Consider the following 15995-nt stretch of genomic DNA (forward strand, 5'->3'; position numbering starts at 1 on the left):
TACCTGCAGCAGAAGTTGACAGGTTCTTTAAATGCAACGCTTCATCGACACCGGCCAAATAATAAAAGGGGCGTTGGCGTAAGTAAATGAATTGACATCGGGTCGTTAGGCAACGGCATATATTTTATCTGCATCAGCCCCAGGTATGTAAAATTTTAAGCGCTATTTTATCTATCAGAAAAAGCTCATCAGGAATATCTATCAGAAAGTCCACGAAATAAACCGGGCATTGATTAACTTTAATACCTATGAAAACCATGAATATTCGGGTCCTGGCATTTCTTATGTTGCTTATGATGCTGCAATATAGTACCCATACGGCGGCGCAACAGCAACTCCCGGTATTAAAATCTGGTGACGTCCCGATAGATATCCGGGATGGCAAGCACCTGAAAAACGGATTTTGGCGGATGGTGCCGGAGCGAAAACCTGACGATTATTACGTAGAGATTCCAGAATCTGCTCATAAGGTCACCTTTATCACAGATCAGGACAGCCTGGCCTTTAATGTTGAGTATAACCATGAATATAATTTTATCATCTTGCGGGATGGAAAGGACAGTTGTTATACAAGAATTGTTACCCGATATAAAGATGACAGGAGCCTGCTTCATGCCCCGATGACAAACAGCATACCAGATACACTTCCTTTTCATTTGGGAGAGAACGGAAAACTCTATCTGAATGGCCAATTAAATGGATCTCCCGTTAAAAATTGCCAATTAGATCTGGGCTCCGGCGGCATTGTTATTAATGAAAGCTCTATTCCAAAAGTCAGAATTCAGTTTGATCAGAAAACCATGCTATCGAATTCAGATGGTGTGAACGAGGTGCCTTTAAGCACCATTAATCAATTGAAATTAGGCAAACTGACCTGGGATAGCCTCCCGGTCCTGATGGCTAAAAATCTGCAGCCAGCCGAAGATCTGGTATTGGGTAATGCCCTATTTAAAAACAGAATTTTGGAGATTGATTATAACAAACAAATACTGATTATACGCGATACGCTGCCTTTGGACATACAATCTTATACCAAGTTGAACCTGATTCTGGATCAGGGAATTATACCTTATATTCCTGTACACCTTAATTTGTCTGATTCGACACTTAGTGGCTGGGTCATGTTTGATACGGGAGCCTGGACCACGATTCTAAACAATAATGATGCAACCATGACCTTGCGACTGATGGTTCAACTGGCTTCACTGATAGGCCTGAATCAAGGGTTTGCGCCAAGCATTTCCATGGCTAATTATCAAATGAAAGGGTTCCATTTTAAGACTCGAGAAATGGGTAAAGTTCCAGGCTTAAGGGCGATTCTCGGTATAGATTTACTACACAGATTTAATATGGTGCTGGACAACAGAAATGGATATATGTATCTGAAACCAAATTCATTTTGGACTGCTCCTTATAAGAAACCAGACGAATATTACGCGGTAAGGATTACCGGCACTATCCTATTGATATTCGTTTGCTATTTTTTGTACAAAAGAATAAAAAAAATCCGGCGCAGGCAAAATCAAAGCGTTGTATGATTTGATAAATAGATTGCAGCGCAATTTAAAGTCAAAGCAAACTGGCTTTTTCTTTCAGGCCATTTTGTCAAAAAAACAATGATGGTAATTCAAGCCCTTCTAGGGCAGGTAAATAGAATCTCTTTAACCTAAAAAAGCGCGGGAGCAAAGAAATTGTTGAAATTGCCATCAGCGCTTTACCCATAACACAAATAAACTATGAGTTGCAGAATACTTTTCATTTGAAATACTTTCTATATTTATTTTTTGCAACGTTGTTGCATTTATGGATAATTTCCTTATGTTTGCACTCTTGTATCAATAATAAAACAGATTTTATGACTACAGATAAGCAAATAAAAAGACTCCCCGTCACAGTTCTGAGTGGCTTTCTGGGGGCAGGCAAAACCACTCTGCTGAATCATATACTCCATAATAAGCAAGGTCTTAAAGTGGCTGTCATCGTCAACGACATGAGTGAGGTAAATGTGGATGCGAGATTAGTTGAAAACCAGCAAGTACTTTCCCGTACCGAAGAGAAACTAGTGGAACTAAGCAATGGTTGTATCTGTTGTACCCTAAGGGAAGATTTGATTAAGGAAGTGGAGCGGTTGGCGGCGGAAAACAGGTTTGATTATCTTCTCATTGAAAGCAGCGGCATCAGTGAGCCTATCCCGGTTGCTCAGACTTTCTGCTATGTGGATCCGGTAAATCACATCGACCTTTCCCGCTTCAGTTATATCGATACGATGGTCACCGTGGTAGACTGTCAGAATTTCTTCCGCGACTTCAGCACCTCGGATTTACTCTTGGACAGGGACCTGACTAATATGAAGGGAGATGATAGAACGATTGTAAATCTATTGACCGACCAGATTGAGTTCGCGAATGTAATCTTGCTAAATAAAATTGACCTTGTGGACAATCATACGGTTGGTTTACTCGAAGCTGCCATTCATAAACTGAACCCTGGAGCTAAGATCATCAGAGCCAGCTTTGGCCAGGTTCATCTGGAAGAGATAATAGGCACCGGAAATTTTGATTTTGAAGAGGCTTCGATGTCTGCCGGCTGGCAAAAAGAACTGGAGACGGATGGTCATACACCAGAAACGGAACAATATGGAATCAGTTCATTTGTATACAGAAATAAACGTCCATTTCATCCGCAGAGATTCTGGAACTACCTAAATAAAGATTATCCCATGGGTGTAATCAGGGCCAAGGGACTCTTCTGGTTGGCATCCAGGCCAGATGAAGCTTTTAATTTCTCCCAGGCAGGAGGTTCCTCAAGGTTAGACAAAGCCGGAGTCTGGTGGTGCAGTATGCCATATTCTGACAGGATAAAATACCCGGCCTTTGTTTATAATCAGCAGGTAATTGAAAGTGGGTGGAGTAAAAAATGGGGAGATCGAATTAATGAAATTGTCTTTATTGGTCAGGACATAGCAAAAGAACAGATGGTCAGTGATCTCAACCTTTGCCTGTTACAGGAAAATGAAGAATATTTATTGGAAAACAATATTGCTTTTATGGATCCTTTTCCGGTGGAATATTAAATATCAGGGTATAATGACTGTAATGCTGTCTAATACAACTTTGAGGACGTTAAAAATGCTATTTCCTATTTTGGTGTAGTTATTCCCATCCGGTTATACATGAACTTTCATTTTCATTGATTATCCATTAGCTCTGAATCACTTCTTCCTTTATCATTATATAAATCAACTAATATCAATAAGTTAAGAATCCAGAAGTTGGAATATTCAAATCCTTCGAAAATAAGTTTGCGAAACCGATTAGTTGCACTTATATTTGCAACTAATCGGTTTCATAAAACAACTTAGACGTAATGCGAAGAGATATTTTCCAGGCAATCGCAGATCCAACAAGAAGAGCCATTATCGCTCTAATAGCCTTGCAGGCCATGACTCCAAATGCCATTGCCGACAATTTCAATTTTACAAGGCAGGCTGTTTCCAAACATTTGCGAATTCTTAAGGAATGCGACCTTATAAAACAACAAACAAAGGGCCGGGAGATATACTATACTTTGCAGATTGAAAAAATGAAAGAAATCGACGAATGGCTCCATCAGTATCGCAAAATTTGGGAAAGCCGATTCAGTCAACTGGATGATTTATTATTAACCATAAAAAATAAAGAAAAATGAACCATTTATTATTCAATTTTACCGTGGATAAGTCAAAAAAAACAGTATTCATCCATAAGGAATTTAATGCGGAACAATCTCTCGTATGGGATGCTTTTACCAAACAAGAACTTTTAGATCAGTGGTGGGCGCCCAAACCCTGGGTATCCAAAACAAAAATAATGGATTTTAAAGTGGGTGGTAGAAGGTTTTACGCAATGGTCAGCCCAGAGGGTGCAGAAAGCTGGGCATTACAACAGTATACGTCTATAACGCCCATCTCTGAATTCAAGTTTTTCAACACCTTTGCTGATAAAAATGAAAATCAACAATTACCTGGCTCTGACTGGACATTAGACTTTCGTGAACATGACAGCATCACAAGCGTCAGGATTTCTATTTATAACGAATCGTTGGAACGTATGGAAAAAATGATTGAAATGGGCTTCAAGGAAGGCATTACGGCGACTTTGAATGATCTGGAGGAATTCTTGAATCAGATAAAAAAGGGTTAATCAACAAATAGTCTCTTTAAAAATCCTGAAGGCCTTCTTTTAGGGCATACCGTTATGTTCAAGACATAACAAAAGCCTGATGATACAACGCAATACCATTTAGAAGACTGGGAAAGTGAAGCCGTAATTCATAATATGAAATAAGATTCCAGCCATATTGGCCAGAACTATTCCATACAGTTCTATTAACGCGGTTATCCATGTCTACCTTCATCTGAAGTTGGTTACAGTAAATTCGGCTACCCTATTCTTGCTCTTGCTTTCTAAAACAAATAAAGAAAAATTGACCTTTACTTTTAGCATTGATGAATATTCCATTCAAATTTTAAAAAATAGTACAGAACCGGGCTAACTGTTATCATATTTTTTAAATATACTGGTTGCAATATGGCCGCCGAATCCAAATGTGTTATTCATGGCATAGATAATCTCTTTTTTCTGAGCCGACCCCAGTGTAAGGTTAAACGCGTTTTGAAACTCAGGATCTACCTGCGTTGTGTTAATAGTTGGAGGAATGGTCTTTTCTTTTATCGCCAATACACAGGCAATGGCTTCAATGGCTCCTGCAGCGCCCAATAGATGACCGGTCATGGATTTAGTAGCGCTGATATTTATTCGATCAGACCGGCCAAAAACCTGAGCGATTGCCCTTAGCTCACTTGTGTCTCCCTGGCTGGTAGAAGTGGCATGCGCGTTCAGGTAGCCAATCTGGTCGGGGCCGACCTGAGCATCTTCCAGTGCCAGACGCATACCTAAAACCGCCCCTTCACCGTCAGGATGTGTACCTGTCAGGTGATAGGCATCGGCCGCCATGGCGCCGCCTGCTATTTCTCCAATGATTGTCGCTCCCCGCTTTTTGGCATATTCCAGTTCTTCCAAAATAATAGCCCCTGCCCCTTCGCCTATTACAAATCCGTCTCTGGTGACATCGAACGGCCTTGATGCCGTACCGGGGCTTTCATTATTAGTGGAAAGAGCTCTGGCCGCATTAAAACCGCCGACAGACGCTTCTGTGATGGGCGCTTCCGATCCACCGGTTATAATCATATCCGCCTTTCCCCATTTAATGTAATTAAACGCATCAATAATGGCGGTATTAGAAGTGGAACAGGCTGATACCGTGGCATAGTTTACGCCCCTTAAACCATATTTTATTGAAATTACGCCAGCTGCGATGTCTACAATCATCTTAGGAATAAAAAAGGGATTGAACCTTGGGGTACCGTCACCATTATTAAACGCCGTAACCTGCTCCTGAAAAGTGCTGATGCCTCCATTGCCGGAACCCCAGATAACTCCAATCCGGGTTTTATCGAGTTTTTCAAAGTCAATATTTGCCTGCCTGATAGCCTCCTCTGTGACGGCCAGTGCATATTGGGTGAACAGGTCATATTTTCTTGCGGCAGACCTTTCCATATAATCCAGCGGGTCAAAATTTTTAACTTCCGCAGCAAATCTTGTTTTGAAGTTTTCTGCATCAAATTTGGTTATCGGTGCAACTCCGCTCTGCCCTTTAATCAGGGATGCCCAAAACGCCGGAACACTATTGCCTATCGGTGTTAATGCACCCATTCCTGTTATTACTACTCTTCTCATTTTCGTTTTCTTATTTTGTCAAGTCTGCAAGGAGCGTGGCCTTGATTTCCTGAAAATCATGTTTGAATGTAATTCTTGCCAGCTGTTCTGCACCGAGGATGTTTGTAATGATCATAAGTGCTTTGGTTCTGTGGTCCATGCTATAATGGAACTCTCCCCCTGTCTTGCCTTCTTTTAGGGTATCGGTTAACCAGTTTAATGTGTTTTCCATAAGGATTTTAAGTTCGGTCTGAATCGGCGCTTCAAAAGTGTAATAATCATTGGTCAGAGCCCCCAGGATACTGATCTTGTTATTGAACCTTCCGGCAGCGTAAACAGAAAGGAACTTCGTCATCTTTTCCATACTGCTTCCTGCAGAGACTGACATTTTGAATTTTTCCAAAATCAACTCATGTTTTTGGATAATGGAGATGACCAACATGGATTTGGTGGGAAAATAATAGTGGATGGAAGCGTTTTTAATCTTTAGTTCTTTTGATATATCACTAAAGCTAAACGCATTATAGCCTCTATTGCGGATTAATTCATCGCCGACCTGAATGATCTTTTCCCGTGTATTCATACAGCAAATGTACCTACCTATTAGTAGGTAGACAAATTAATCTCGCAACAAACATTTTTTTTAACAGAAGCAATCATTGTTGTTCTACGTAACTTATTGTAAAACAATTCGCTCTTGAACGCTATTCTGTTAAAAGAAATGGGGACTGTAATTTTTGCAACCAATTACAGATATAGCCCCTGGATCTGCGATAGATTGGACAGTAAACCTAAAAATAACGGGCTTTCACTTTCAGACGAAAGTTATAAAAGAAAATTTTCTCTGATTACTGCATGTTATGCATAACTGTAAAATGAGAGCCTGCCTACGACCGGACTATCTTCTACTTTTCATAAAAACCACCCGTCAGGGTAGGTGATACTATGTTATTTCTTTTTTCCTTTGTAGGGCTAATTTAAATTATTTACCTCTGCTAAACGCCGTCCTTGAAGATGAAAAGACTTTTACTTATAATTTTATCAGGTTGCACACTTGCCTTCTGCGGGAGCCTTAAAGCGCAAATAAGCTTTTCCGATCCTGTATCCTATTCATTTTTACCAAATGCCACGTTTTCGAAAATCAGATCTGCAGATTTCAATATGGACGGGTATAAGGATATTATTGGTATAGGCATGCAGGCTACTGGCGTTACAATTTTACTGAATAAAGGAGATGGCACCTTCCAGTCAGGATTCAGCCAAAGTTTAACACAATCAGGCTATGCTATTACCATAGGGGATTTTAATAAAGATGGTTATCAGGATTTCGCGGTGATCGAAGGTATTCAAAGCGGATATGGGCAAGTCGATATCTTTTTGAATAATCCAAGCAATCCTGGTCAATTCACACAAGGAGCTACATTTCAAACAGCCCAAAACCCTACGGATCTGGAATCAATTGATTTTAATAACGATGGCAATCTTGATTTGATCATTACCAGTGCGTCCGATGGGCTGAGTTTCTTTCAAAATGATGGAAATGGCGGCTTTGGCGTAGCCGGTAGCCAGAATGCAGGGCAGACCCCCTGGTGTGCAGCCGTCGGGGACCTTAACGGGGACGGCTTTAATGATATTGTCATTGGCAGCCAGTACGCTCAGAACGGCGACGTAAATGATATTAAAATATACTTAAATAATCAGAACGGAACATTTACCCTTTCAAATTCCTATGCAGCAGGTACAACCGTATTTTCACTTGTCATTAAAGATATTAATAACGATAACAAGCCTGATATTGTATCGACCTCTTTTAATGACAATGCATTTTTCTCATTAATCAATAACGGAAATGGAAACTTTGCCGTGTTTGGACCGCTTGCTACACCGTCGGGGACTACAGCGCTCGCTGGCAACGACTTTAACGGAGATGGATTGACTGATCTTATAGTCTCAGGCTTGAGCGCGAATGCACTGGACATTTTTTTGAATAACGTTTCCGCTCCAGGCACTTTTTCAGCGGCCGGCACGATTCCCGCAGTATATACGGTGGCCATGTTAAGTGAAGATTTTAATAATGACAATAAACCTGACCTGGCTGCACTAGATATGTCAACCGGTACGCTGTCTGTATTTCTCAATACAACTACATTTTCACTGCCAGTAGACTTAAAAACATTTACAGGGCAAATAAATAACGGAAATGCGGATTTGAAATGGACCAGCGGCGTAGAATCCGAATTTGAAGGTTATGAAATTGAAAAAAGCCTCGACGGGGCTGCCTTTATCAGGATTGGGTCCGTGAAAGCTGAAGGCAGTGGCAAAAGCTATCATTTTTCTGCTGTCCAAAATGAGCGAATTGCTTATTACCGACTGAAACTAATTAATAAAAACGGAAACCCTGATTACAGTGACGTGGTCACCATTCAAGATCCGCTAGCCAAAAATGGCATAACACTTACACCCAATCCCGCAAACAACTTCATACATATACAGACCACTACAAACGAAACACTTCATATTTATGACGGGTCCGGGAAATTGGTCCTTACCGAAAGCTTAAGTGCCGGAGATAATAAGATAGATGTGCATAGCCTGAGTTCGGGAATTTATTTTGGAGTCATTGGTCACTCTAAGCTCAAATTTATCAAAAACTAAATTTTATCAAAAGCGCTGCCTTAAATGTGCAGCGTTTTTGATTCGTAAATAGGGATGATATATTTTACGCCTGCTTGGATTCAGGGACATAGGTATGGACAACAATACCGCCCGGAAACGACCTGGCCTCTATTAACTTTACATCCATCGCTTCTGTTATTCCGTTTAAAATAGGTAGTCCTTTGCCTAAGAAAACAGGGTGAACTGCCAGCTGATACTCATCTACCAGTCCGGTTGCAATGAGATTCCTCATAAACTCGGCACCTCCAATAGCAACAATGGGTTTTCCTTCACCTGCTTTGAGCGCTTTGATTTCTTCTGCCAGATCGCCGTTAAATACTCTTGTCTCTAGCCAGGAAGCAGCGGCAGGAAGGTTTTTATCTTTATCTGCGATACTACTTGTCGGATCATAGCCCTTTTGAGTGAATACCCCTTTAGGAATTGCATTCATAGGCGCAGCAAATGGTCCGGTGGCAGAGGGCCAGTATGGAGCCATTGCATGGAAACTTTTCCTCCCCATAATAATTAATCCTGCTTCCGCAGATACTCCGACCGCCCAGGCCCGGGATTCTTCATCTGAACTTTTAAAGACCCAGTCCATTTTTCCGTCTTCTCCGCTTACGAAACCATCAACAGAAATGGACATTTTCATCATTAATTTGCGCATAATTTAAATGTTTAATTATTTACCAAAATTAAATCTATCAGCACATATATCTGAGGGGTAATAGCGACAAAATAAAGTGGATATTATGCTAGTGAATCGTCTACTGACAATGAGGATATTGGCTTATTTAAGGCAAGAAATTTTAATAGCCAGGATAGAAAGACTGTCCACCAACAGCGTATTCGGTTATCGGGTACCCCTACCTGATAAGAATTAGACGATTTTATCAGGTAGAAGGATTTTCAGTTAAGGGCGAACAGCCTATAAATGAAAATGTGATGTTGTTTAAGGCTATTTATGAGGAGCATGATCAAGCGCGTGGTTCCAATACTCTCGGCCCTAATTGGCGCCATCTTATTCCAGATCATACTGAGCGGCCAAGGCTAAAAGTACGGCGCGACCGTAGGACTGTTTTTGGGGCTGAGGGGAATCAGAAAATTTAAATAGTTAGCCTTAATTGTCAATTTTGAGTTGTTAATGAATCAATGACTTGTTTTAGGCTGTCGAGCTGGTGTTGGGTTTGGAGTTGGGCGATTTGTGCGGTGGAAAGACTGGTTTGGAGTTCCGCTTTCAACTTTTCGAGGGCCTGTTGACTCCTTATATCTGCCTTCTGGATTTCAAGTTGCAGGCTGTCCATTTGCAGACCTTTTTGCAGGGTGTACATTTGATTTTGCAGCAGTGATTTTTCGTAATTCAATTTTTCGTTTTCAAGGGTGGTTGACCTTTTGGTATTGTCGATTCTGAACTGGATGAGCTGCGCGGGAATGGAGACAATGGATTTAGCGATATTGATGGGAATGGAAATGAAGCCTTCCACGGAGGAGGGCTTGTAGATTGAATTAGACAGAACGACTCCGTCAGCGATAGTAACATTATTTGTTTGTCGAACAAATGCCGTTCTTTTAATAGGGATCACGATTAATTTACCGGGATCCGCAATTGTCACATATGAGGTTTGTGACTGGATCTGATCAGGTTTCGATTCTGAAATCGGACTTATCTTAACGGTTATATTTTTAAGGGGTCTGGTTAAAATACCTTTAACTTCTCTTCTATTACTATCCCTTTTAGTCAGCAAATACCCAATTGTAGTATCAATTCCTGGTCTAGAAACTGCACGTGGAAGTTTAGACAGATTATCTGACGAAATATTAAAATTAGCAGCCAATGTTGCTGGTAAAGCCTCGGGCTTAACTTCATTTTCGAGTACCAGATTCCAATGAACTTCTTTAGGTACCTGTGATAATTCAGACACCTTGATTGCAATGGTATCTGTAAAGTCTTTTATTTTAACAAAGGAACCAGCAAGTATCGGTTGGTCGCCTGCCCAATTTTTTTTATCAGCATCTGAAAGGGGAAGGATAACCTCTGATCCTTGGGCAATAGCCTCAACTATAGCGGCAGTTTTGTCTTCTGTGACAACATTTACAGTTTCTAGGAGTCCTTTGGCATTAACCGCGTATTTAATGGAATCCGTCATCAATGCATTAGGTTTGTAATTCAGCGATAACAATTCCCTCGTATCGGCGATCATTTCGGGCATGAGTTCAAAACGCTCCGAAAGGACTCTGCTGTATGGCGTAAGTACACTGTCTTTTTTTGTGTAGACCACGGCCACTTTAGCGGTCACATGAATATTAAGCAATGTTTCGGGGAGATAGTAATAAACGGTGGCGTCTTTGGCTATGTCAGAGGAGTAATTGGTTTTCACGACGGCGCAGCCTGCGAAAAACAGTAGGATAATCAGGCCGAGAAGAAAGACAGTCGTAACAGTTTTTTCATTTAATGGAATACAAGTTTGCATAAAGGCAATAGTTAAGTCCGTTTATAGTTTTCAAGACAAAGTCAGTCAATCAATAAATCCGGGTGGATTTCATTAGTTAGTGGCAAAAACATTCAACGCAAAAACGAATGCGTTTGTAAATACTTAAACGAAGATAACGAGATTTGAGAACAGAAAAATCAGAGGATGAGGGGAATTTTTAAAATTAGGGAAAATTATAATCTGTATAGATTGATTATCAATGATGGAATTTTTGAAATCGGTGGCCACGTATTTTATATTTAAAAGGCCGCTCAGGTAAAATAAATTCCGGAGCGACCTCTTAATGAATTATCAACAGCTTGATTCTGCTGTTTGATAGTAGGAGGAGGATACTAAAGACCCAGACCGCCTAATAACGAGGCTAAAGTAGCCAGTAAACCTGATAGGATACCCATAGTTTTACATTTATAATTGTGATAGCCTACTCTGTTTTGATAATAGGGTTTTCGGCAAATCCCCTTCAGCTAACCGAGACACAAAAATAAATGCGGCAGTGTCAGAATCTGACAAAACCATCAGGCGCTTGGATTTAATTATATCGAAGCTCCTAGTCTACCTGCGGCATGTGGGAAGATTTATCGATGGATACGATTTTGCGACGCATCATGGGTTTGTCTTTAAAATGGCGGGAGATTTCCTGGGTAAGTTCAGTGTAGTTATTCTTGTGTTCATTTTCCTGATAATAGTAGATTTTGATGGATTTACAGTTTTCATGCTCGAAGATCATATTAAGCATAGTACGACCGGAAAGACCGCAGGAGTGGCCGAGAATGAAGACCTGGTATTCATCGGAGTCCAGAAAACGAATGAGGTTATAGTAGTTGGAAGTCTTGAAGTATCCGAAGGATTTGATGTGCTCGAAATAGTCATTGGTTTTCTCCAGTTGCATTTTGGCGTAGTCGGTATCGAGTTCATCGCCGAATCCGAAGATGATAGGATTATGAGGATCATTAAGTTTACCGTGGATATAATTGACCATGATATTTTTCGGTATTGATGTATTTTGTAGGTATTGTTCGATGGTGTCCGTATAATTAAAATTCAAGATCATAGTTTCTTTAGGTGCCTCTTTTGATCCAGATCTGTTTTTAAAAGTTCATTTATATTGATTGGATTGGCAAGGATATCATGAAGGCTGGCTGTTGAATGTTTGTCGGGATGGTTCCTAAATTCCGAATAATTACTATCATTGTCTCCAATCAAAACAATTTCAGCGATGGCCAAATATCACCTGGCTAGGGTACTCGAAAAGCAGTTTTTGAAGTGGAGAAATGTGATTTGGATATTCAGAAAGGAAATATCCCAGGAGGGTTTATGATAATTATTGGGAACTATACACCAAACGATATTCTGCAAAAGATTGCTAAAGTTCATGGCCGGAACACCTCTTGGGTATCGGTAACAAAGGATATGTTATAACAGGGCACGACAACAAACTGTCCGCTTTTGGCGGGAGTGTATCAAAAACGGACAGTACCTGGAGCGGGCAAAGTTCTTAACATGTTCATCTTAGATGACTTATAAGTACGGCATTAGAATCGTATTGAATTGATGAATCTTATATTATCCATTATGTCATCATTTTAAATGGCCCAATACGATGTTCAAACATTACCTGAAAGTTGCCTGGAGAAATCTCAAAAGAGCTAAAATCTTTGCTTTTATTAATATACTGGGGCTCAGTATTGGCCTTACCTGCAGCATTCTTATTCTCCTTTTCGTCAAGGATGAGTTAAGCTTCGACCAATTTCACGAGAAAGGTCAGCAGATTTACAGGGTCACAGAAAAGATGACGGCCAAGGGCGAGACCAACGAGAAAAGTATTACAGGTGCGCTGGAAGGGCCTCGGTTTGCCCAGAATGTGCCCGGCATCAAAGCCTATATCCGTTACCAGCAAGCCGGGACCAATATAAAAAAGGGTAATGAAGTGCAGTCCTTACGGTTATTCAGGACGGACCCGAACTTTTTTGACGTGTTCACCTTTCCGTTACTGGCAGGAAATGCTGCAGGTTGCCTTAAAGATCCCTACTCGATCGTGCTGTCAAAAGATGAGGCCATCCGTCAGTTCGGCACGACGGATATTATTGGTAAAACCGTCCAGCTAAAAGATGACAGTGCGTTTGTTCCCTACAGGGTAACAGCGGTAGCGGCCAATTGTCCGGCCAACTCCTCCATTCAATTTCAGGCACTGGCTCCTTTCAGGTTCAGCAAGGCTGAGGAGCAGAATCCAGAAAACTGGTTTAGTTCCTATCTAAATACCTTTATTTTGCTGGATCCCAGTGCCAGCAAAGACCAGGTGCAAGCCCAGATGCAAAATTATTTCGCAAAAGACGCCACCGGTACTTTTAAAGCCATGCTTCAAAAATTCGGGATGGCCGAAAACGCTATTTCTCTGCCAGAATACCATCTGCAACCCTTCACACGGATGCATCTGGATAAAAACATCAGTTCAGGTAACGGTATTGTCCCTACAGGAAATATCACCAATGCTTATATTCTTTCGGCTATCGCATTATTCATACTACTCATCGCCTGTATCAACTTTATCAATCTGACGGTCGCCCGCTCCATTAAAAGAGCTAAGGAGATCGGCGTTCGCAAGGTAGTTGGCAGCAGTAAAAAGCAACTGATCAGCCAGTTTATGGGCGAATCTCTGCTGCTTTGCCTGTTGGCATTTGTGCTGGCGCTGATTCTGACAAAAGCAGTCTTGCCCCTGTTCAACACACTTTCCAACAAGTCGCTTTCCCTGTCCTACCTGCTGGATGTGAGACTGATCCTGGAGTTTATAACCTTGTTTATGCTGACCACTTTTCTTGCCGGCTTCTACCCGTCTGTCGTGCTCACCAAATTTGATCCTACCAAAATTCTGTACAACCGATTTCAGGTTGCCGGAAAAAATTATTTCCAGAAGACGCTGGTTGTTTTTCAGTTTGTCATGGCAGCCTTTTTAGTTGCACTCACCTTCGTGCTGTACCAGCAATTCAATTATATTACGAGTGCCGATCTGGGCTATGATGACAGCAATCTGGTTTCAATTGAACAATACGATGTTAATTCAAAGGGGCCGCTTTTCACCAAATTATTATCAGAAAATCCGAACGTTCTGGAAGTCAGCGCAAAGAATGCCGGTCAGAACTCAACCATTGCCAAAATCAGCAGCGGAACCGTCATGAATTTCCGTCAGGACCTTATTACACCCAACTACCTGACGGAACTCAAAATCCCCATGACCGCCGGCCGTAATTTTTCCTATTCCAATCCGACTGATTCGATCGACAAGGTACTGGTCAATGAGGCCTTTGCCAAAGAGGCCGGCTGGCGTGACCCCATTGGTGAGAAGATCACCTTTACTACACAGGACAATAAAATTATGCAGGTCATCGGTGTGGTCAAAAACTATCATTATAATTCGATGAACGAAGAGGTTGGGCCACAGGTATTTGAGTGGGAGGACCTCAGCAAGCTGAATGCCTACTATATCAAAATCAAGCCTAAGGCCACGTCCGCCGCCCTGTCCGCCATCAAAAACACTTTTCAACAAGTATATCCGCTATCGCCCTACAGCTATAATTTTGTGCAGGACACTAATAAATTTGCATACAGGGACATCGAGAAATGGCGTCAGATCCTCTTTTTTGGCGGTCTGATTACCGTTCTGATCTCTTTTATGGGCCTTTTCGGGCTCTCCGTCCTTTCTTCTGAACGCCGGAAAAAAGAAATCGGCATACGCAAAGTATACGGCGCTTCTGCCAGGAGCATTATCCGGCTGTTGACAGCAGATTACCTAAAACTCGTTATCATTGCCCTTGTTATAGCAACACCTCTTACGGTTCTCGCTGCCAGAAAATTCCTGCAGACGATGCTGTACAGAATACCGCTGTCTATACAGCTATTTATTTTGCCGGATCTTTTGGTAATCTTGTTGGCCTTTCTGACTGTCTATATACAGACCCGGCAAACGGCCGGCATAAACCCTATCCGGAGTCTGAAGAACGAATAGGTAGAATATTATATTTATAATCAAACAATTACATACATATTAATAGTTAATACAATATTAACATCCATATAAAAAGTAACTTTCTTATCCCCAAAAAATTGTATCTTTGTCCAATCAACATTAAAGGATAAAATGACTATTAAAAGGCAGATACAAAATAAAATGAGTCCCGCTTTTCAGGAGTTAAACAAACGCCTGGAAAAGACTTTGCATACTGCACTTAAAATTCAGGCAAGTCGCAATATCCCTTTGGTATACAGAGATAAGCATTGCATTAGAAAAAACCAATTCATCCATCAATATCCGGATGGGAAAACATTTCTAATTCGCCAAGATCGTCATACATCAAAGGAAGTAGTTATAAAACAATTGTAAAGCTTTCCATGTGCCCCAATTTATATGTCATTGCTGGTCCCAATGGTGCTGGAAAAAGTTTATTTTCAGCAACCTTAGTAGATACCGATTTTGAAGTTTTCGACGGCGATAAATATATTAGTCGTCTACAACATCAGTTTCCAGAGATAGGGAGCGATATTCTAAGTAATCGAGTAAACGAAATAGACTTTCAGGAAGCTAAGGACACCGCTATTCAAGCGAAAGGTAACTTTGCATTTGAAACAAATTTCAGCTCGGAGGACCCCACCTATTCAGTTCGCCAATTTCAAACAGCAGGTTATAAGGCCCATTTAATATTTATGGGGATTAGCACAATAGAGGAGTGTGTCCAAAGAGTCTCCATTAGAGTCAAATTGGGTGGACATAAAGTGGCTGAGGAATCCATAAAATATAATTTTGAACACGGTTATAAAAATCTTCATTCTTTTTATAAATCCTTTGATTCCATTACTTTATTTGATAATTCTATCACTACAGGAAGTTCAGAATCCTTCCCTCAAAAAATTGTGTTTATAGAAAATGGAGCTATAGAACTTTATTCAAGTATTTTACCACAGTGGGTAGAAAAGTTTATCAGAGCCGTTAAAAACGATTGATAAAAGAGACTGTCAAAAATATTGTGTAAACAGAAAATTTAAAGTCGGCATCTGTCCTCAAATATAGTCAAAAACTGGTGGAGTATGTACCCCCAATTTT

The 15995-nt window shown here is 40.8% G+C and carries 11 protein-coding genes and 1 pseudogene; 7 read left to right on the forward strand and 5 right to left on the reverse strand.

Annotated features, from left to right (window positions below; all coding sequences use genetic code 11):
* Positions 1-248 precede the first annotated feature (248 nt).
* From BLU80_RS05555 to BLU80_RS05570, 4 genes are all read left to right on the forward strand, one after another.
* Positions 249-1538, forward strand: a complete 1290-nt coding sequence (locus BLU80_RS05555) for an aspartyl protease family protein (RefSeq protein WP_091394700.1) — start codon at positions 249-251, stop codon at positions 1536-1538.
* A gap of 317 nt (positions 1539-1855) precedes the next feature.
* Positions 1856-3073: a GTP-binding protein gene (locus tag BLU80_RS05560; RefSeq protein ID WP_091394703.1), complete on the forward strand. Its 1218-nt coding sequence runs from the start codon at positions 1856-1858 to the stop codon at positions 3071-3073.
* Positions 3074-3366: 293 nt separating this feature from the next.
* Positions 3367-3687, forward strand: a complete 321-nt coding sequence (locus BLU80_RS05565) for an ArsR/SmtB family transcription factor (protein ID WP_091394706.1) — start codon at positions 3367-3369, stop codon at positions 3685-3687.
* Positions 3684-4181 (forward strand): SRPBCC family protein, encoded by a 498-nt coding sequence (locus BLU80_RS05570; protein WP_091394708.1) that lies wholly within the window; start codon positions 3684-3686, stop codon positions 4179-4181. The genes BLU80_RS05565 and BLU80_RS05570 overlap by 4 nt, the downstream gene beginning before the upstream one ends.
* 348 nt (positions 4182-4529) lie before the next feature.
* Here the strand turns inward: BLU80_RS05570 and fabF are convergent, their stop codons facing one another.
* Complete coding sequence (fabF, locus tag BLU80_RS05575; protein WP_091394710.1) at positions 4530-5777, reverse strand: beta-ketoacyl-ACP synthase II; 1248 nt, start codon at positions 5775-5777, stop codon at positions 4530-4532.
* A gap of 10 nt (positions 5778-5787) precedes the next feature.
* Positions 5788-6339, reverse strand: a complete 552-nt coding sequence (locus tag BLU80_RS05580) for a TetR/AcrR family transcriptional regulator (RefSeq protein WP_091394713.1) — start codon at positions 6337-6339, stop codon at positions 5788-5790.
* Positions 6340-6917: 578 nt separating this feature from the next.
* Between BLU80_RS05580 and BLU80_RS05585 the strand changes: the two genes are divergently transcribed.
* Positions 6918-8411 (forward strand): FG-GAP-like repeat-containing protein, encoded by a 1494-nt coding sequence (locus tag BLU80_RS05585; protein WP_211481757.1) that lies wholly within the window; start codon positions 6918-6920, stop codon positions 8409-8411.
* A 64-nt stretch (positions 8412-8475) separates the two neighbouring features.
* Here BLU80_RS05585 and BLU80_RS05590 read toward each other — a convergent pair whose 3' ends face one another.
* The 3 genes and pseudogenes from BLU80_RS05590 to BLU80_RS05600 all read right to left on the reverse strand — a co-directional run.
* Complete coding sequence (locus tag BLU80_RS05590) at positions 8476-9078, reverse strand: dihydrofolate reductase family protein (protein WP_091394720.1); 603 nt, start codon at positions 9076-9078, stop codon at positions 8476-8478.
* 460 nt (positions 9079-9538) lie between these two features.
* A complete protein-coding gene (locus BLU80_RS05595; protein ID WP_091394722.1) occupies positions 9539-10882 on the reverse strand; it encodes a hypothetical protein in 1344 nt (447 codons plus the stop codon).
* A gap of 568 nt (positions 10883-11450) precedes the next feature.
* A pseudogene (locus tag BLU80_RS05600) lies at positions 11451-11963 on the reverse strand (AbiH family protein); the annotation flags it as partial.
* 540 nt (positions 11964-12503) lie between these two features.
* On the opposite strand from BLU80_RS05600, the gene BLU80_RS05605 reads away from it, so the two are divergent.
* Together BLU80_RS05605 and BLU80_RS05615 are read left to right on the forward strand one after the other, a co-directional pair.
* Entirely contained in the window at positions 12504-14903 is a 2400-nt protein-coding gene (locus tag BLU80_RS05605) for an ABC transporter permease (RefSeq protein ID WP_091394728.1), read from the forward strand.
* A 383-nt stretch (positions 14904-15286) separates the two neighbouring features.
* Entirely contained in the window at positions 15287-15895 is a 609-nt protein-coding gene (locus BLU80_RS05615; protein ID WP_091394735.1) for an ATPase, read from the forward strand.
* The last annotated feature ends 100 nt before the right edge of the window (positions 15896-15995 follow it).

Source organism: Arachidicoccus rhizosphaerae, assembly GCF_900107765.1.
Taxonomy (GTDB): domain Bacteria; phylum Bacteroidota; class Bacteroidia; order Chitinophagales; family Chitinophagaceae; genus Arachidicoccus; species Arachidicoccus rhizosphaerae.

Coding starts and splice junctions, on each gene's coding strand:
- BLU80_RS05555 (WP_091394700.1), top strand. CDS start 249: ATGAAAACCATGAATATTCGGGTCCTGGCATTTCTTATGTTGCTTATG.
- BLU80_RS05560 (WP_091394703.1), top strand. CDS start 1,856: ATGACTACAGATAAGCAAATAAAAAGACTCCCCGTCACAGTTCTGAGT.
- BLU80_RS05565 (WP_091394706.1), top strand. CDS start 3,367: ATGCGAAGAGATATTTTCCAGGCAATCGCAGATCCAACAAGAAGAGCC.
- BLU80_RS05570 (WP_091394708.1), top strand. CDS start 3,684: ATGAACCATTTATTATTCAATTTTACCGTGGATAAGTCAAAAAAAACA.
- fabF (WP_091394710.1), bottom strand. CDS start 5,777: ATGAGAAGAGTAGTAATAACAGGAATGGGTGCATTAACACCGATAGGC.
- BLU80_RS05580 (WP_091394713.1), bottom strand. CDS start 6,339: ATGAATACACGGGAAAAGATCATTCAGGTCGGCGATGAATTAATCCGC.
- BLU80_RS05585 (WP_211481757.1), top strand. CDS start 6,918: ATGGACGGGTATAAGGATATTATTGGTATAGGCATGCAGGCTACTGGC.
- BLU80_RS05590 (WP_091394720.1), bottom strand. CDS start 9,078: ATGCGCAAATTAATGATGAAAATGTCCATTTCTGTTGATGGTTTCGTA.
- BLU80_RS05595 (WP_091394722.1), bottom strand. CDS start 10,882: ATGCAAACTTGTATTCCATTAAATGAAAAAACTGTTACGACTGTCTTT.
- BLU80_RS05605 (WP_091394728.1), top strand. CDS start 12,504: ATGTTCAAACATTACCTGAAAGTTGCCTGGAGAAATCTCAAAAGAGCT.
- BLU80_RS05615 (WP_091394735.1), top strand. CDS start 15,287: ATGTGCCCCAATTTATATGTCATTGCTGGTCCCAATGGTGCTGGAAAA.